The organism is Legionella bononiensis, assembly GCF_016786215.1.
In the GTDB taxonomy this organism is placed as follows: domain Bacteria; phylum Pseudomonadota; class Gammaproteobacteria; order Legionellales; family Legionellaceae; genus Legionella; species Legionella bononiensis.
In genome coordinates this window covers 49,070-66,710 of sequence record NZ_JADOBG010000005.1, presented here as the reverse complement: position 1 = coordinate 66,710, position 17,641 = coordinate 49,070, and the positions used below count along the sequence as shown (strand labels likewise).

The window sequence follows — 17,641 nt, the reverse complement described above, 5'->3', positions numbered from 1 at the left end:
ATCTGTATACTCATAAAAAACGTAGCAAAATGCTAATTAAGGCTTTTCGTTTGAATAAGGGTTCATTATGTCTAGTGAAAATGAAATGATATCGAATGAGACTGTAAATATGTCTAACGTACCTGTTTTACCATTAAGAGATGTAGTGGTTTACCCTCATATGGTTATACCTCTATTTGTCGGACGTGGAAAATCAATTAAAGCTCTGGAAGCGGCAATGATTGATAATAAACAGATCTTTTTGGTCGCTCAACGCAAGTCTGCTAATGATGATCCAACTCCCGATGATATATATCAGGTAGGAACTTTATCCAGCGTTTTGCAATTACTAAAACTTCCTGATGGAACTGTAAAAGTACTTGTTGAGGGGGAGAAACGAGCTCGGGTTAAAGAATACAATCAGGAAAAAGGATATCTTGAGGCTTCACTGGATCCTATTGAAGAAGTGAATAACGAATTAAAAGAACCTGAAATAGGTATTTTGATGCGTTCTTTAATGTCTCAATTTGAACAATACATTAAGCTGAATAAAAAAATCCCGCCCGAAGTATTGTCTCCATTAGCCAGTATCGAAGAACCAGGTCGATTGGCTGATACTATATCTGCCCATTTAACTCTTAAAGTAGATGATAAGCAGGAGTTGCTGGAAACTTTGGATGTTGGAACTCGTCTGGAACGTTTAATGGCCGCGATTGAAAATGAAATCGATCTGTTGCATGTTGAAAAACGTGTCAGAGGCCGTGTTAAAAGGCAAATGGAAAAAAGTCAGCGTGAGTATTACCTGAACGAACAAATTAAAGCCATCCAAAAAGAACTAGGAGAAATGGGCGAAGAGGGCAATGAAATTGAACAACTGGAACATTCAATTAATAAAGCCGGAATGCCTAAAGAAGCGAAAGAAAAGTCTCTGGCAGAACTTCATAAATTAAAAATGATGTCACCCATGTCAGCTGAAGCAACGGTCATTCGTAATTATCTTGACTGGATGCTGATGGTTCCTTGGAAGAAAAAAAATAAAATTCAATTTGACTTGCTCAAAGCAGAAAAATTACTTGATAAAGAACATCATGGTTTAGAACGAGTTAAAGAACGAATTATTGAATATCTGGCAGTTCAACAACGTGTCAAACGATTGAAAGGTCCAATTTTATGTCTGGTTGGTCCTCCTGGAGTTGGTAAAACATCCTTAGGACAATCTATTGCAAATGCTACTGGCCGTACTTTTATTCGTATCGCTCTAGGTGGTGTACGAGATGAAGCCGAGATTCGTGGCCATAGACGAACTTATATTGGTTCCATGCCAGGAAAAATTATTCAGAAATTATGTAAGGCTGGAGTTAAGAATCCTCTGATTATGCTTGATGAAGTCGATAAGATGGCTATGGATTTCCGTGGCGATCCTGCTTCGGCATTACTTGAAGTTCTGGATCCTGAGCAAAATCACACGTTCAGCGATCATTATTTAGAAGTAGATTATGATCTAAGTGATGTGATGTTTATTGCAACCGCGAATTCGCTTGAAATTCCCGCTCCATTGCTTGATCGAATGGAAGTGATTCGTCTGGCAGGATATACCGAAGATGAAAAAGTAAGTATAGCGGAACAGTATTTAGTGCCTAAACAAATTGTATTGAATGGGTTGAGCAATAGTGAAATACATATCAGTGAAGGCGCAATCAGAGAAATTATCCGCCATTATACGCGTGAAGCGGGTGTTCGTAATCTCGAACGAGATATAGCGAGTGTCTGCAGAAAGGTAGTTAAAGAAATTCTTTCCAACAAAAAAGTGAAAAAACTCACTGTAACGGTGAGTAATATCGAAAAATATCTGGGTGTTAAAAAATTCAGGTATGGTTTGGCTGAAGAGTTTGATCAGGTCGGACAAGTTACCGGACTGGCCTGGACCAGTGTTGGAGGGGAGCTATTAACCCTGGAGGCTTCAATGATGCCGGGTAAAGGAAAGGTTACGCACACTGGCCAGTTAGGTGAAGTGATGCAGGAATCCATCCATGCGGCAATGACAGTGGTTAGAAGTCGTGCCAAAAAACTGGGTCTTGCAGATGACTTTTTTGAAAAAAGCGATTTTCATGTGCATGTACCTGAAGGTGCTACTCCTAAAGACGGTCCAAGTGCGGGGATAGGGATGGCTACGGTACTTGTATCCGTGGTGACTCAAATTCCAGTTAAAGCGGATGTAGCAATGACTGGTGAAATTACCTTGCGTGGACAGGTTTTACCCATTGGTGGTTTAAAAGAAAAATTATTGGCTGCTCATCGAGGTGGAATAAAACACGTACTTATTCCGGAAGACAATGTAAAAGACCTTGAAGAAATACCTGATAACGTTTTAAGAAAGCTTACAATTCATCCGGTTAAGACCATTGAACAGGTTCTTGAGCTCGCTTTACAACGCAGTCCTTGGTTAGATCAGCCAACAAATGTACAACCTGAGGTAATTGTGAGTAAGAGATCAAAAAAAATTAAAAATAATGATTTACATGCTCATTAATAACGGGTATATTTCTCTACACAGCCCGCCACTGGCGGGCACTGCAAGGATGTACGAACTTGACTGGAGTAGCAAAATTTGTTTTAATGCGCTCCGGAATATGGATGATTAACTGTAAAGGGGAAAAGATGAATAAGAGTGAATTAGTTGATGCTATCGCAAGCGGATCAGGTTTGACAAAAGCTGACGCAAGCAGAGTTCTTGAAACTTTTATGACTACTGTAACTGATGCCTTAAAAAGTGGCGATCAAGTTGTAATACCTGGATTTGGTTCTTTTTCAACAGGTAATCGTTCAGCACGTACTGGTAGAAACCCTCAAACTGGAAAAACTATTCAGATCAAAGCATCTAGAGTAGCCAAGTTCAAAGCGGGTAAAAACCTGAAAGAAGCTGTACAACAAGCTTAAGTTTTCTGGGTGCTTAGCTCAGCTGGGAGAGCATCGCCCTTACAAGGCGAGGGTCGTAGGTTCGATCCCTACAGCACCCACCATGAATTGGAGTGGTAGTTCAGTTGGTTAGAATACCGGCCTGTCACGCCGGGGGTCGCGGGTTCGAGCCCCGTCCACTCCGCCAGATTAACGCGCCGAAAGGCGCGTTTTTTTTATCAGCTTATGGTACAATCTGTCTTCATCAAGCTTATTAAATATCAATAATGGATCTCGGGACATGTTGCAGAAGTTAAATGAACGCATACAAGGTGTTGTAGCTTGGTTAGTCATTATATTAATCGCTATTACATTCACTCTTTTTGGTGTTGATTATTATCTACAATCACATCAAACATCTAATGCCAAGGTTGTGGTAAATGATCAACCAATAACCAATCAGTCATTTGAAACCAACTACAGGCGCACTCGAGCTCAGCAAGATTTAGCACAGATGACCGCTTCAGATGAAAAAAAGCTGCAAAATCAAGTTCTTAATCAAATGATTACCAATGAGGTTACGATCCAGGCTGCTCGTAAATACGGTTTTGAAGTGACCCCGGATCAGGCGAATGCAGCTATACTAAATATTCCTCAGTTTCAAGTAGACGGGCACTTTTCGAGTGAACGTTACCAGCAGGCTTTGAACGGCGCATTATTTACTCCGGAAACGTTTCAAAATGAAGTAAGACAGGGAATGCTGCTTAATCAGCAACGTTTTGCTTTTATGGGAAATTCGTTCGCATTGCCCGATGAAATAAAACGTTTTGTCAGATTGTACATGCAAACACGTGATTACGATTACTTAACCGTTGCATCTTCACATTTTGTTAATCAGATTAAAGTAACCGATGAAGATATCAATGCTTATTATAAAGCACATCAGAATGAGTTTATGACTCCAGAACAAGTCACGATAGATTATATTACGTTATCAATGCATGACATTAAAGCGCATTTAAAAGTTTCCGACGATGATGTTAAACGTTACTATGAAGAAAATAAAAGTAATTATTTAACTCCTGCTCAATGGAAGGTAGCACATATTCTATTTGCGATACCTGAAGGTGCTTCGCAAGAAGAACAAGACGAAATACAAAAGAAAGCTGATGCAGCTTACGCACAATTAGAAGAAAATCCAAAGCAGTTTGAACAGATGGTTTCCACAAGTTCCGATGATAAATTATCAGTAGCTGATAAGGGAGTATTGCCCTGGATTACAGCTGGTCAAACGGAATACGCTAAAGTGCTATCCAACTTAACTGAACCAGGTCAAATTTCTGCTCCAGTAAAAACAAAACATGGTTTGGAAATTTTTAAATTGGTAGCTTATAAACCAGTAACTACAAAATCACTGGATCAGGTCGCTTCTACTATTAAAGATCAGCTTTTAACGGATACAGCGCAAGCCCAGTATGCACAGGCTTTGGAACAGCTTTCAGATTTAAGTTATCAGACACCTGATACCTTAACACCAGTCTCAGATGCATTGAAAATGAAAGTTCAAACTTCAGAACCATTCTCGCGTTTAGGTGGAAAGGATTTAATTACCAAAAACAAACAAGTTATTAATGCCGCATTCAGTCATGATGTGCTTGAATTAAGTAATAACAGCGATCCTATACAGCTTGATAATGATTCTGTGGTTGTCATTCGAGTCAATCAGCATATTCCTTCCAAGAAACAAACTGTAACAGCGGTTCATGATCAAATTGAAAAAGCAATTGCAAAATCTCGAGCTGATCAGAAAGCAAAAGAAGTTGGAATGAATTTATTAAACCCAGTTGAAGACGAACAGCAGAAGGCTCTTATGACTTCAAATCAATTGGAATGGAATTCTGTAGTTCAGTCCTCTCGGGATAGCGATAAAGCAGATACCGTAATCAATGATCTCGCCTTTAATCTTTTAAGACCTGAAAGTAGAGATGGCGTCATTCTCGAAAATGGTGATTATGTAGTCGTTAGACTGAAGCGCATTAATGACGGAAAATTAAGTTCTCTGGACAAGGAACAACGTGATAGCTTGATTCAACAAATTGAAGCAAGTTATGGTATGATGGATTATGATTTGTATGTTAATACCTTGTTAAAACAGGCGAAAATTGAGCGGCATTAGATTTCAAGCTATTGATTCGCTGGGATAATGATGGGCATTTTACTGATACTTATTTGAAGAATCTGTTGTAGTATTTTGAAATATCATTATCCTCGCTCCAAAAATCCTTGGTTTATGACGTAATCAAGCAAATTTGTACATATCAACTAAACCACTTCTTTATATAGACTCTAATAGTAATTTTTTAAATTGATTTGATCTTTTAGCATTCAAAGACGAATGTAATTTTTGATTATTAACTAATACAGTAATGTAATTCAAAATATCCTTTATTCATCATTCCCCGTTTGATAATTACGGCAATGCACTCTCTCGTCCTTCCAACGACTAAAATTAATGGTCATACATAAAAGGTCTCAAGTTTAAAGAGTGCATCGAGCTTTTAATAATTGGATTGATGACTAACTATCCTATTAACGTCCTTTATTACCTTCAAGGGTTTTAATCATTTATTACCTGTACCTGATGATATTAATGAACTGAAGAAAAAATTAAAAAATAGTTCTCATGAAGATCATTTTAATGTGGTTAATTGAGAACTGGCGTAGAACTGTTTGAATCCATTTAGGTAATTCCAGGATTAATGCTAGTGTTTTATAATTTTTAAGATTCATTTTCTTTTAAACGTTGCGGTTTACACCTCATTTTAGATTTTTTGTAGGGTAGATCAATCAGAAGATTAGGACAGCGTCAGTTCCACTAATAGTTGTATTCGAGTTTCTTATGCCATTCTGGACTCATTTTTTTCACAGATCATGTCAAATTGCATTTAGTGTTTTTAGCCCAAATTTACGCTTGGTATTAATGTAATCTGATTACCATTACGATCAATAATCATTTTATGAATAATATATATACAATATGTATATATTATTAACGCCTGTATAAGACAATATGGTCATAATTGAATCATAACTAATGAGGAGATTTTATTATGCCATACAATCTAAGAGAACTTGCTCAGGAACAAGTCGCCTTTAGTGTACAAAATCCATTGATCCCAGGAGCAATGTCAATAATGAAACAGGGCAATCCAAGTGGCGAAGAGATTTTAAATCGAATGCACAATATGCCTGGATCTTACCCTTATGTTGCTGTAAATATGCCACCGATTCAACCAGTGATGGTACATGCCCCAACTCCAGCTGGAAAGCAAGTAATGTATCATGTTTATAAATCTACAGTTGATTATATTACTGATTATGTTAGGACAGTTAGTGATTTACTACGTTCGGTAACAGAAACCAAGTCAGAGTCTGATATTAATGCCAACGAGGAAGTAGCTTTAAAATCTGTCGCAAATACTTTAACACCGACAGATATCAATGCTGCTGTGAAAGCAACTTCAAAAATTGTGGCCGAACAGGTGATAAAGGGAAAAGCAGCTTTAACATCTAATGTAGGAGGATATGCATTTAAAGGACTTCTAGGGGATACTATAAACCAGGGAAATTCTTTGCTTGTAGATGCATTTATTGATGGTATTAATAAGGGCATCGTTGAATCAATTGCTAAGTTACAATCGGGATCCCTCGATTTTAAACAAATATTGAGCAAATCCTCATTCAGTATATATGGTTTGCTGAGTGGTAAAGCGGCTTCTGCTATCGCAAAATCTATAGAACAAAGTCCTAATGGGCAGAGGCTACTTGAGGAAAACCCGATGGTAATGAAAGGCACGGTAGCACTCGCTACATGTTTGTTGACAGTGGCCATAATACGGTCTCCACAAGAAGGACTGAGAAGCTTGTTGCAAAACCAACAATTTATAAATTCAAATGTTGGAAGGTTGATGAATTCGAGTCCTAAACTGATGAAATTTATCCATAATTCCGCTGATAAAGATATTAAATTAGATTCGTTCGTTACTGGAGTCTATGTTGCACTTGCAACATCATTTGCTTTTAAAGGTACTAAACCTTCTGCTGAAGAATTTCAACAATTGGCTACACAAGTTGAAATGCCGGTGGAGGAATTCAAAGAAGTTTATTTTAGTGGCATGGAACTGGTTGAGAAGCTTGAAGATCCGGATCTGTTGTCATTGGAACAATTCTCAGAAGAATTGCAGCAATTTACAGTGATGCAATCCAATGTAAGCCTAACGCAATGTATGAGAAATGTAATGAACCAAATGAAATTAGATGATGCCAAAGCTATAAAAGAACAAGAGCAAGAAATGGAACAAGATGAAAGTAGAAGTTTTTCATATGGATCCTAAATTGTAACGTTTCTAACATTCCCAGTGGTTGTTTTCTAATGTTCTAAAGTCTATGTTCCGCGCTTTATGCGCGGAATCATGTTATAAATCAGATCATCAATAGAGTATTTAAGGAACCTTGTATGGTCCCTTAAATAAATGAGTCACCTCTTTTAACTGGTTATAATTTTGCTCTTAAAAGGAATTGCGCCTGACTTACTGTAAAAATCGTGTTAACTCTGCTTCAAAATTTAATGTGCCAGGCCAATTACAATGAGCAGTTAGCCTAACTCGCTCATAGTCGAAACAGCATGATAACCTGCGTCCACATGAACTACTTCACCAGTTATTCCAGATGCTAAGTCAGAACAAAGAAATGCTGCTGTATTTCCTACTTCATCTGCAGTTACGTTTCGTTGCAGTGGAGTAATGTTTGCATAAGCTGCCTGAATTTTACGAAAATCTTTGATGCCCGCCGCGGCAAGTGTCTTAATTGGTCCTGCAGATATGGCGTTTATTCTTAATCCTCTTGGACCCAGACTTGCTGCCAGATAACGTACTGCTGCTTCCAGGCTTGCTTTTGCTATACCCATGACATTATAGTTGGGTACCGCTTTTTCAGCTCCGTAATAACTTAAAGTTAATATCGAACCTTGTGTTTCTTCCATCATGGGTAAGGCTGCCTGAGCTAATCCTACCAAGCTGTATGCACTGATGTCGTGGGCTATTCTAAATCCTTCTCTATTAGAGCATTCAATAAAATCACCACTGATTTGATCTGCAGGAGCATAGGCTACAGAATGAATCAGTATATCGAGTTTATCCCAATGTGTTCTCAGATTGCTAAACAGGGCGTTGATGTCTTCATCACGGGCTACGTCACATGGGAATGTTAAAGTAGAATTAAATTCTGCTGCCATGTTTTCAACACGAGACTGTAATTTTTCATTTTGATAGGTAAAGGCCAGTTCAGCACCTTGGGCATGAAATGCTTTAGCAATTCCGTATGCAATGGAGCGATTACTTGCCAAACCGATAATTAATGCTTTTTTCCCAGATAAAAATCCCACAGTATTCTCCTTCCTCTTACTCTTTTTTAGTAGTATGTGATGCGAGTAATTCACGCATTTTTGCTTGAATCATCTCTATTGCAATTCGATTTTCACCACCACGAGGTACAATGATATCTGCATAACGGCTCGATGGCTCTATAAATTGCAGGTACATTGGTCGAACGGTTGTTTCATACTGATGAAGTACTGACTCAAAAGATCGATGGCGCTCAACAACATCTCTTTTCAAGCGGCGAGTGAGGCAGACATCAAGGGGTGTGGACATAAAGATGCGAATGTCCATGATTTCTCTAAGGGCTTTATCGCTGAACAGCAAAATGCCCTCTAAAACAATGATCGCATGCTGACCAACCGCTCTGGTTTCAGATAAACGCAGATGTTTCGAATGGGAATAGATCGGAATATCGACGGATTTACCATTCCTTAACTGACGTAGATGGTCGCAAAGTAGAGCATGATCGAATGAATCGGGGTGATCATAATTTATTTTTTCACGCTCAGCAAAAGGCATATGGCCATTATCTTTATAATAGGCGTCTTCAGAAATAACGACTACTTGCTCTGAACCGAGTTCACTCACAATAGTATTTGCTAAAAGACTTTTACCTGAGGCTGATGGGCCGGAAATTCCAATAATTATAGCTTGCTTAGTCATAATGATATCGTTAGAAATTTTGAGCAAATAGTAAAGCTATTTTGCGTTAAATTCAATTGAATATAGGTGTTTTCATGCGTATCAACTCATATTTATCTGGGTTTCATCTGATATGAGCTAGAAAATGTGATATTCATAAAATTTAAATACTGATTAACTGTACTTCATACCAGTCCTTTTTCTGGCCACTTCTCAATGAACACGGGAATTTCGCCATCCTGAACGCAGTGAAGGTTCTCTAAATGCAAGCACCGCACCATGTTAAGGAGATCCCTCATTTCAATCGGGATGACATATGCTTGTTTCGTCATCCTGAACGCAGTGAAGGATCTCCAAATACAGGCACAGAGCCACATTCAGGAGATCCCTCATTACATTCGGGATGACGTGCTCTGGGGCAATTGAGATGTTACTCTTGTAATCAAAATACGTTAATCTTTAAGCTATTATAGTCTGATTTAAATGCTGTATTAAAAAACCTCTAATACTTCATTTAGCGGGACACCAACAGATCCGGAAGGTGGTTTAATAAGTAATAAAGCCGATAAAGTAGGGGCTATGTCTGTTGTGTACACTGGTCGTGAAATCAGTTTAGGTTTAAAGTTTGGATTAACGAACAATAAAGGTACATAACTATCGTATTGCCATGGCGTGCCATGGGATACTTTATCTTCTTTTTTATCAAGATGTGATTGATAAGGCGGTTGAATCAAGTATACATCCCCAGATCGATAGGGATAGGCCATACGATCAACCTTCGCACTGAGCCAATCTTTTTCAATATCGGTAATGGGTAATGGATATGCTTTATATATGCCGGGTTTCTGGATTAATGCATTGGCTATAAACCTGCTGACGGCAGACACACTGAGTTTGTGTTCAGTGATGATTTGATGATCGAGATATACATAGGGTGGGGTGATTGACATTAATGCCTGCTCAGGAAGCTGGTATTCTTTGAGTAATGTCTGCCTTATGAACTGCTCTAATGCCTCAATATCTACAGGGACAGCTTGTGGGATATCATGTGCTTTAAGATAAGAAGGACTGTCACTTACTCCATGATCTGCAGTTAGTATAATCAGAATATTCTCAAGTCCTACCTGCCTATCAAGTTCGGATAATAAGTGACTCATCGTCTTGTCCAGTTGCAATAAATTATCTTCTGCTTCAAGACTGTTGGGACCGAATTGATGGCCTATGCCATCCACTGCTGAAAAACTGATTGCAAGATAATCCGTTTGATTGTTTGATTTTCCTAATTGTTCATTTACCAACAGTTGTTCTGCAAAGTCAGCGGTTAATTGATCTGCTTTAGGTGTTCTGGATAAGCCTTTGAAATAGGATTCGGATGGTGGATTCGTGACATGATGCGGGAATGTTTGGTTGAAGTCGCCATAATTTTGTTTAAATGGTTGTGTAGTCCTGTTTTGATATTGAGCTATGGGTTGGCTGAGAGTCCAGTCGAATGATTCAGGTTTATAGTTTTTATTCCATTGTTGAACCCATTGTGGATAACTGGAATAATAGTAACTGCTGGAAACAAATCCACCATTGATCTTGTCAAACCAAAAAGCTTTACCAGAATGCCCCGCCATCGTTATCGCTGAGCGATCTTTTAATGAGACAGCAAACACTTTTCCTTTTTTAGCGAGACTCATTTCATCGCCCAAAGTCGTACCTTGCAACTGTTTAGGCGATCGTCCCGGTATTGGTGTTTTGGTATGTACAGTAGGTAATATCGTGGTATTCAAATCTTCCATGCAATAGATAATACCCTTGGATTTTCTGTCAAACCATTCATTATCAACGACTCCATGTATTGAAGGATAACTACCGGTCGCAATAGTTGCATGACCCGCACAGGTTGTAGTGTTGGCGTGAGGATGATGTGCGTTTTGAAAGTCAATTCCATGGCTTAGCAGGTAATTAAAACCATCGGGGCCAAATTGATGCTGGTGATAATGTAATAAATCACCGCGTAATTGGTCAACTACAATTTGTACAATTAGTTTGGGTTGAGTGTTATGAGCATATCCAATAAATGTACATAAAATCAACAGAAAACTGCAGAGGATTTTTATCATTTTAATGACTGCTAAAAATTAAATTCCTGGTTAAATTACCGTAAAAATGCGTCATAATGCAATATATAAATGAAATATAGAACTTTTTTTATTATAAAAATCAAACGGTTGAAATTTAAGTAGTTAGTAAAAAGAAAACACATGACGAAAATAATTAATTAGTTTAAACTGATTTTCGGTGAAAGTGATTCACTAATCCTGTTAATGGAGTTTAAGGAGAAATTAAGATGTCTTTTGAATTAGTAGCATTTGAAATATTAAAAACCAGCATTAGAGAAAGCATAGGATCATTAATTCGAGATCATGATAAAAACTATAAAATTGATCCTGATAAATTATGGGAAGCAACACAAATCCTTCCTGAAGAAAGAAGAGTTCAATCCCAACTGTTATTAAAAACTATAGAACTCCTTGAAAAGCATGAGGATAAAGTTGAAGCAGCTCGAGTGTTGAATACATTAGCATTTTATATTTATGAAAAAATAGTCGGAACTTACGGTGGAATATATTCTTTTGTATTAAGTTCTGATAATAGTTCAATGAAACGATATTTAGGAGTATCTCTAAATTTAACAAAAACAAATACTCCAGGCGAGATTGATTTAGTTGATATGTATCAAAGTCTAGTGAAATTTTTATCTGATAATATTTATGTTGCTGGAGATTGCAGAAGAGGCTATCTGCCGTATCAACCTTTTGAAATTAAAGGATATAAAGTTGAGGATGATTTAAAGGATTTAATATCAAAAGAAACGAACCTGCGCCTAAGTCTAATAGATGCTGCAGCAAGTAAAAAAGAACAAACTGCAAGCCCCGCCAAATCCAGTGCCACTATGTTTGGAGGAAGTAGTTCAAAAGCTTCTAAAGAAAGAGCAGATAAAGCACATGCTAAAGATACAACTCATTCCGCTGAAACATCGTCTACATCGAATGGGCTAAGTTAGTATCTTGGAGTGATGGGCTGTTGATTATTGTTCATTACCTCTTAAGTGACGCGGCTTGAACCTTAGTGATCCACACCTTTAATGCGTCATCCTTGCTTTCGAGAGGATGACGATCTAATAAATCATGCAAATTATGATAAATCAATGTGCATCTTTAAAAGGTGAGCAGAACGCAGATATTGTTTGTCCCCTGGACAACCTGATTGAATTACCTGAGCAAACTGGAGTACTCAATACTTTTGAATGTATATACTCAATGAACTGCCACTGAGGCTTCGCTTCGGGTCTAGGTTAGAGCTGATACAGCGTTTTTATCACTGTTCAATTGGATAACCAAACATTGCCCACTCCATGATGCCACCATCTACTGAATAAACCTCTTGATAACCTATATCCATTAGGCATTGAGCTGCATATAAAGAGCGGACACCGCCTCGGCAATGTAAATATATGGGTTTAGATTTATCCGCCATGGAATCTTTAATTTTGATAGTAATTTCATCTTTGGGTATATGCAGCGCACCAGGGATACGAATATCCTGCCACTCATCAATCTCTCGGACATCAATTAAACATAAGTCCGATTGAGCATCTATTCTATTTTTTAGCTCATGAACATCTATAGTTTTAATATCATGCTTTGTCATAACGAATTTCTCTCATTGACGGTCGGGTTAATGTTGAATGGTGAAGAAACCAATAAATTGTAGCGGTTAGGACTCCACCTATTAGAGTTGCAAATGCCCAGGTCGGTGCAGATACTAAAACCGGCTTTTGACCAAGTCTGTGTAAATTACCAGCATCTCGTGCTACGGCGCCTGCAAAGATAAAGTGTAAAATTCCATTAATTAGGGCAATTAAATAAAAAAAGGTTTCTAATTGTGTACTGAATTGTTTTGCCAGTTCACCAATCATGAATCAGGATCCTTTTATGTGTATTGATTGACGCCATGATAACAGAAAAATTGCGGAAATTACTAAAACAACAGCCAGGCTTTGTATTGGTGTAGGTGTTTCATCGAACATCAGATACCCCCAGAATAATCCCGTTAAGGCAACTACACCTCCGGTTAAACTATAAAATACAGGGCCTGCTATACGGATGAGAGTGAAAAAAAGTAAATAACCCAGGCTGGATAATATAATTTCCAAAACGATAATCTGTTTAACAAAGGTAAATGGGCCTGAAAGAGAGTAAAAAGCATCTTGGGAAACAACAAGGGGAATCAGCAGGAGTGAGGCTGCTAGAAGCATGCCGCTTGCGGCTTGAAGCGAGTTTATTCCTTTAGGTTGTTTTATTCCTATGTATATGGAGCAAAGAGCAAATCCTAATGGACTTAACAGTGCTAATAAAGTCCAACCAGAATATAAACCTGTGGTATTAATTCCAATGATAAAAAGAATTCCTGTCATGCCAAATAATAATGCAACAAATCGCCAACCATCCAATTTCTCTTGACCCGTCAACAGGGCTAATGGATATACTAGGAGGGGAACAGTATTAACGAGTACTGCGAGTAATCCCGCAGGAATATGACTGGCAATGAAATACATATTGGTGTTTGGAATGGCGATTCCTATTAACCCACAAATAAAAAAATAGGCGTAATAGGATCGGTTAAACAATGAGAATTTTCCTGTGGCAATACAAATACAGGATAACAGTATAGCCGGACCTAAGGATTGCCAGAATGCATAACCGAGTGGGGATACTCCATTGGTCATGGCAAATTTAGCTAATGAGTAACCTGACCCCCAAATAAAACCTAAAACGATGAGAAGCATGAGTGCTTTTAAGGAGTTCAATTTATCCATAAAATGGTATGCGCATTAATAAGATAGAATAAGAATTATGACATTCAAGTACTCAATTAATCAATGTGCATTTTTATAAAGTGAGGGACTTTCACGGATAAAGTTCACAGTATCTGGGTGTTTGCGGGTGTTTGAAAAAGGGGATTCTCAGCAGACCCTAAATTAATTTATTTATCTATAATTAGATGATTGCGTCAAGAATTCGGGTGATGAAAGCATGACTTTATCTTTCATTTTATCATTAACATAGGGTAACATCAGGCCATTCCCAAATTTAGAGAACAAGCATGAACGCTAATGAAATACCGGTGCCACATCTGACTACGGCTCATTCGGGTCCTTTATATCATGTAGAAAAAATACTATTAAATCATGTTGCTCCAATCGAAGCCTGGTTCAGGCAAAAATGGAAAGAGACTCCGGCACCATTAACCTCATCGGTAGATTTACGACATGCAGGATTTAAACTGGCTCCGGTAGATACTAATTTATTCCCTGCTGGATTTAATAATCTTAATCCTGATTTTCTTCCTTTATGTGTGCAGGCTGCGCAATCGGTATTGATTGAGTATATTCCAGACTGTACTAAAATTTTGATTTTACCTGAAAGCCACACTCGGAATAAATTTTATCTACAGAGTTTAAATGTCTTACGTACTATCTTTATTAAAGCAGGATTTATAGTCCGTATTGGAAGTTTGGATCCTGAAATAAAAAATCCAACAGAAGTATTGCTTGAACACGGTGAAAGTTTATTAATTGAACCTTTGCGAAGACAAGGTGATCGAGTAGGGCTGGATGATTTTAATCCCTGTTTTTTATTGTTAAATAATGATTTGTCATCAGGCGTGCCCGAACTCTTGGAGGGATTGGAGCAACGCATTCGACCTACTGCTAAATTAGGTTGGGCATCTCGCTTGAAATCAAGCCATTTTCAATTTTTTGATGAAGTAGCCAGAGAATTTGCTGAACTGGTTGATATTGATTCCTGGCTGATCAACCCTTATTTCAGTGCCATTGATGGAGTCGATTTTATGGCCCAGGAAGGAGTTGAACAACTAGCACTGGAGGTCGATAAAATTCTTGGTTTGGTTGCCGATAAATATGCTGTTTATGGAATCAAAGAAAAACCATTTGCTGTAGTTAAGGCAGATAATGGTACGTACGGTATGAGCGTGATGATGGTTCATGATGCTAATGAGATCAGACAATTAAATAGAAAGCAGCGTACCCGGATGTCCAGCAGTAAAGGAAGTCGAAAGGTCGATAGAGTAATTATCCAGGAAGGGGTCTATACCTTTGAAACCATGCCGAATGGAGCAGTAGCTGAACCTGTGGTTTACATGATTGGGCAGTTTGTTGTTGGAGGGTTTTACAGAGTTCATCAGGGACGTGGAATTGATGAAAATCTGAATGCTCCAGGAATGCATTTTGAACCGCTTGCTTTTGCTCAAGCCTGTAATATGCCATGTGACGAATTGGAAGTAGTTGATTGTCCCAATCGTTTCTATGTGTATGGGGTGATTGCTCGTTTGGCAGCTCTTGCTGCCGCAAGAGAAATTAGAGCCATTGGAGGTGAATAATGAGACTTGCTGTATTAATGGATCCCTTGCATCGATTGAAACCTTATAAAGATACAACTATTGCGATGATATCCAGCGCTAAGGCTATGGGCTGGTCCTGTGTTTATTTTACCCAGGAAGATTTGTTTTGCAGTGCAGGGCATGCTTATGCTCATGTTCATGAGATCAGCATAGGAGATGTACACAGTTCTGAATGGGCAGAAATAAAGGATTTAGGTGAAAAACCGTTAAGCGATTTTGATATACTACTTATGCGCAAAGACCCTCCTTTTGATTTGGAATACATTTATACCACATACGCATTGGAACTTGCAGAACGTGAGGGCGTTTTGGTTGCTAATAAACCTCAAAGTTTGCGTGATGCCAATGAGAAGTTTTTTACTTTGAATTTTCCTCAGTGTTGTCCTGTTACCTTGGTGTCCAGAGACATCAAACGATTAAAAGCATTTTGGCAAAAACATAAAAACGTTATTTTTAAACCATTGGAAGGAATGGGGGGAAGCTCCGTATTTCATGTGGATGAGCAAGGAAGAAATTTATCGGTTATTCTGGAAGTATTAACTCACGGGCAAAGCAATTGCATCATGGCACAATGTTATATTCCTGAAATAGTGACTACTGGAGATAAGCGGATTCTTGTGATTAATGGTGAACCCGTTCCCTATGCTTTAGCGCGAATTCCGGCTCAAGGTGAGTTAAGAGGTAATTTGGCGGCTGGAGCCCGAGGAGAAGTTGTTCCTATCACAGCACGAGATCGCTGGATATGTGAGCAGATTGGCCCTGTGCTCAAGGCTAAAGGTTTGTACTTTGTTGGTATCGATGTGATTGGCGATTATCTGACCGAAATTAATGTAACTAGTCCTACTTGTTTGAGAGAAATTTCAGCAGAAACTGGATTGGATATTGCGGGAGATTTTCTTCGCAGCCTTGAGAAGCTACATCAGCAATAATTGCTGTATATGGGATGGGATATAGAACGCAAGTAGGTTAGATCTAGACCCATACTGGTCAAAAGTAGCGCGGATGAAGTGCGCAGCGCGTAATCCGGGAAATCCCGCGAAGCGGGTACCGATTAAAATGTACTTTGCTTCGCATAGGCTTCCCGGATTTCGCTATGCTTCATCCGGGCTACTTTTTATTTGTAGCGCGAATGAAGTGCGCAGCGCGTAATCCGGGAAGTCCCGCGAAGCGGGCACCGATTAAAAGGTACTATGCTTCGCATAGGCGTCCCGGATTTCGCTATGCTTCATCCGGGCTACTTTTGATTTGACGGCTATGATCTGACCGAAATTAATGTAACTAGTCCCATTTGTTTGAGAGAAATTTCAGTAGTTTCCGAGCATCCATCAAAAAAATCTGCACCATGCAAAATTGTGGCATGGTGCTGATTTTCAGGATTTATTCATCTACATAATCGTTGGCCGCAGCTGATTCATCTGGCTGAACATCCTGGGCATAGAGAGAACCATTGTCTTGTGCCGCTCCACTAATGAGATAACTTCTATGCTGTAAATAGGCATCACGAATAAATGAATATTGATCTAATGCTTCATTCATTAAACGTTCTGTTTCAAAAAGTTGTGAACGCAAGTCAACATATCTTAACCCGATCAATCCAAAGGCAAGAGCATCATTGTTCATATAAACGTAAGGACTCCAGAGAGCGAATTGGAACAGCCATCCCGAGCCATCTCTGATTGTACTGGGACCTATGAAGGGTATGACAATATAGGGTGATTTTTTATCTCCCCACTTGGCAAATGTAAGCCCTAAATCATTATAATGAGGGGGTAGTCCGAATTTATTGGCCACATCAAATATCCCAACCACACCAAGGGTCGAGTTAAGGACAAAACGCCAAGAGTCCCTGATTGCCCATTTTCCTTTAGCTTGCAAGATATCGTTTGCAACAGTCGGTATCATATCGAGATTATTAAATGCATTATTAACCCCTTTACGAACTACTGCAGGTACCACAGCAACATAAAGTTTTGTTGGGGGTTTTAACATGGTCGCATCAAAAGCCATATTAAAGTTATGAACTTTGCGATTAAATGGCTCATATGGGTCTATGGGATTAGTCCCTTTATGAGCACATCCTGTTAACAATAAAGAACTGACCATAGTTGCAAATGTTACAATTAAGCGCATAATTTTTTTCTAATTATTAGATACTTAAATCGATGTTACACCAGTTTATGATTCTTGCAAACAGCTCTTGCGATAAGAAGTTCATC

General features: G+C 38.6%; 14 protein-coding genes and 2 tRNA genes. 9 read left to right on the top strand and 7 right to left on the bottom strand.

Annotated features, from left to right (window positions below; all coding sequences use genetic code 11):
* Positions 1–67: 67 nt before the first annotated feature.
* From lon to IZU94_RS03915, 6 genes are all read left to right on the top strand, one after another.
* A complete protein-coding gene (lon, locus tag IZU94_RS03940) occupies positions 68–2,509 on the top strand; it encodes an endopeptidase La (protein WP_203108217.1) in 2,442 nt (813 codons plus the stop codon).
* Positions 2,510–2,637: 128 nt separating this feature from the next.
* Positions 2,638–2,916 carry an HU family DNA-binding protein gene (locus IZU94_RS03935; protein WP_058473652.1) on the top strand — a complete coding sequence of 93 codons (279 nt, stop codon included), beginning with the start codon at positions 2,638–2,640 and terminating at the stop codon, positions 2,914–2,916.
* A 7-nt stretch (positions 2,917–2,923) separates the two neighbouring features.
* Positions 2,924–2,999: transfer RNA gene (locus IZU94_RS03930), tRNA-Val, on the top strand.
* 6 nt (positions 3,000–3,005) lie between these two features.
* A tRNA-Asp gene (locus IZU94_RS03925) sits at positions 3,006–3,082 on the top strand.
* A 93-nt stretch (positions 3,083–3,175) separates the two neighbouring features.
* Complete coding sequence (locus IZU94_RS03920) at positions 3,176–5,050, top strand: SurA N-terminal domain-containing protein (protein ID WP_203108215.1); 1,875 nt, start codon at positions 3,176–3,178, stop codon at positions 5,048–5,050.
* Positions 5,051–5,984: 934 nt separating this feature from the next.
* Positions 5,985–7,268: a hypothetical protein gene (locus IZU94_RS03915; protein WP_203108213.1), complete on the top strand. Its 1,284-nt coding sequence runs from the start codon at positions 5,985–5,987 to the stop codon at positions 7,266–7,268.
* Between the two features lie 260 nt (positions 7,269–7,528).
* Here the strand turns inward: IZU94_RS03915 and IZU94_RS03910 are convergent, their stop codons facing one another.
* From IZU94_RS03910 to IZU94_RS03900, 3 genes are all read right to left on the bottom strand, one after another.
* A complete protein-coding gene (locus IZU94_RS03910; protein WP_203108211.1) occupies positions 7,529–8,317 on the bottom strand; it encodes an enoyl-ACP reductase FabI in 789 nt (262 codons plus the stop codon).
* A 16-nt stretch (positions 8,318–8,333) separates the two neighbouring features.
* On the bottom strand, positions 8,334–8,975 hold the full coding sequence (gene udk / locus IZU94_RS03905) for a uridine kinase (protein WP_203108209.1): 642 nt from the start codon (positions 8,973–8,975) through the stop codon (positions 8,334–8,336).
* A 470-nt stretch (positions 8,976–9,445) separates the two neighbouring features.
* On the bottom strand, positions 9,446–11,062 hold the full coding sequence (locus IZU94_RS03900; protein ID WP_203108207.1) for an alkaline phosphatase family protein: 1,617 nt from the start codon (positions 11,060–11,062) through the stop codon (positions 9,446–9,448).
* A 227-nt stretch (positions 11,063–11,289) separates the two neighbouring features.
* Between IZU94_RS03900 and IZU94_RS03895 the strand changes: the two genes are divergently transcribed.
* Complete coding sequence (locus tag IZU94_RS03895; RefSeq protein ID WP_203108205.1) at positions 11,290–12,006, top strand: hypothetical protein; 717 nt, start codon at positions 11,290–11,292, stop codon at positions 12,004–12,006.
* A 314-nt stretch (positions 12,007–12,320) separates the two neighbouring features.
* Here IZU94_RS03895 and IZU94_RS03890 read toward each other — a convergent pair whose 3' ends face one another.
* Genes IZU94_RS03890 through IZU94_RS03880 form a run of 3 tightly spaced genes read right to left on the bottom strand, consistent with a single transcriptional unit; the run spans position 12,321 to position 13,812 of the window.
* Positions 12,321–12,653 (bottom strand): rhodanese-like domain-containing protein, encoded by a 333-nt coding sequence (locus IZU94_RS03890; protein ID WP_203108203.1) that lies wholly within the window; start codon positions 12,651–12,653, stop codon positions 12,321–12,323.
* Positions 12,640–12,921, bottom strand: coding sequence for a hypothetical protein (locus IZU94_RS03885; protein ID WP_203108201.1), 282 nt, complete (start codon positions 12,919–12,921; stop codon positions 12,640–12,642). Before IZU94_RS03885 ends, IZU94_RS03890 begins: the two co-directional genes overlap by 14 nt.
* Positions 12,922–12,924: 3 nt before the next feature.
* The gene (locus IZU94_RS03880; RefSeq protein ID WP_439649219.1) at positions 12,925–13,812 is read right to left on the bottom strand and encodes a DMT family transporter; all 888 of its coding nucleotides are present in this window, start codon (positions 13,810–13,812) and stop codon (positions 12,925–12,927) included.
* A gap of 296 nt (positions 13,813–14,108) precedes the next feature.
* On the opposite strand from IZU94_RS03880, the gene gshA reads away from it, so the two are divergent.
* Both gshA and gshB read left to right on the top strand, forming a co-directional pair.
* A complete protein-coding gene (gene gshA, locus IZU94_RS03875; RefSeq protein ID WP_203108197.1) occupies positions 14,109–15,404 on the top strand; it encodes a glutamate--cysteine ligase in 1,296 nt (431 codons plus the stop codon).
* Positions 15,404–16,354, top strand: coding sequence for a glutathione synthase (gene gshB, locus IZU94_RS03870; RefSeq protein ID WP_203108195.1), 951 nt, complete (start codon positions 15,404–15,406; stop codon positions 16,352–16,354). Before gshA ends, gshB begins: the two co-directional genes overlap by 1 nt.
* 448 nt (positions 16,355–16,802) lie before the next feature.
* On the opposite strand, the gene IZU94_RS03865 is transcribed toward gshB, so the two are convergent.
* Complete coding sequence (locus tag IZU94_RS03865; protein WP_203108193.1) at positions 16,803–17,555, bottom strand: MlaA family lipoprotein; 753 nt, start codon at positions 17,553–17,555, stop codon at positions 16,803–16,805.
* Between the last annotated feature and the right edge of the window lie 86 nt (positions 17,556–17,641).

Coding starts and splice junctions, on each gene's coding strand:
- IZU94_RS03920 (WP_203108215.1), top strand. CDS start 3,176: ATGTTGCAGAAGTTAAATGAACGCATACAAGGTGTTGTAGCTTGGTTA.
- gshA (WP_203108197.1), top strand. CDS start 14,109: ATGAACGCTAATGAAATACCGGTGCCACATCTGACTACGGCTCATTCG.
- IZU94_RS03915 (WP_203108213.1), top strand. CDS start 5,985: ATGCCATACAATCTAAGAGAACTTGCTCAGGAACAAGTCGCCTTTAGT.
- IZU94_RS03900 (WP_203108207.1), bottom strand. CDS start 11,062: ATGATAAAAATCCTCTGCAGTTTTCTGTTGATTTTATGTACATTTATT.
- IZU94_RS03890 (WP_203108203.1), bottom strand. CDS start 12,653: ATGACAAAGCATGATATTAAAACTATAGATGTTCATGAGCTAAAAAAT.
- IZU94_RS03865 (WP_203108193.1), bottom strand. CDS start 17,555: ATGCGCTTAATTGTAACATTTGCAACTATGGTCAGTTCTTTATTGTTA.
- IZU94_RS03935 (WP_058473652.1), top strand. CDS start 2,638: ATGAATAAGAGTGAATTAGTTGATGCTATCGCAAGCGGATCAGGTTTG.
- IZU94_RS03885 (WP_203108201.1), bottom strand. CDS start 12,921: ATGATTGGTGAACTGGCAAAACAATTCAGTACACAATTAGAAACCTTT.
- gshB (WP_203108195.1), top strand. CDS start 15,404: ATGAGACTTGCTGTATTAATGGATCCCTTGCATCGATTGAAACCTTAT.
- IZU94_RS03895 (WP_203108205.1), top strand. CDS start 11,290: ATGTCTTTTGAATTAGTAGCATTTGAAATATTAAAAACCAGCATTAGA.
- lon (WP_203108217.1), top strand. CDS start 68: ATGTCTAGTGAAAATGAAATGATATCGAATGAGACTGTAAATATGTCT.
- udk (WP_203108209.1), bottom strand. CDS start 8,975: ATGACTAAGCAAGCTATAATTATTGGAATTTCCGGCCCATCAGCCTCA.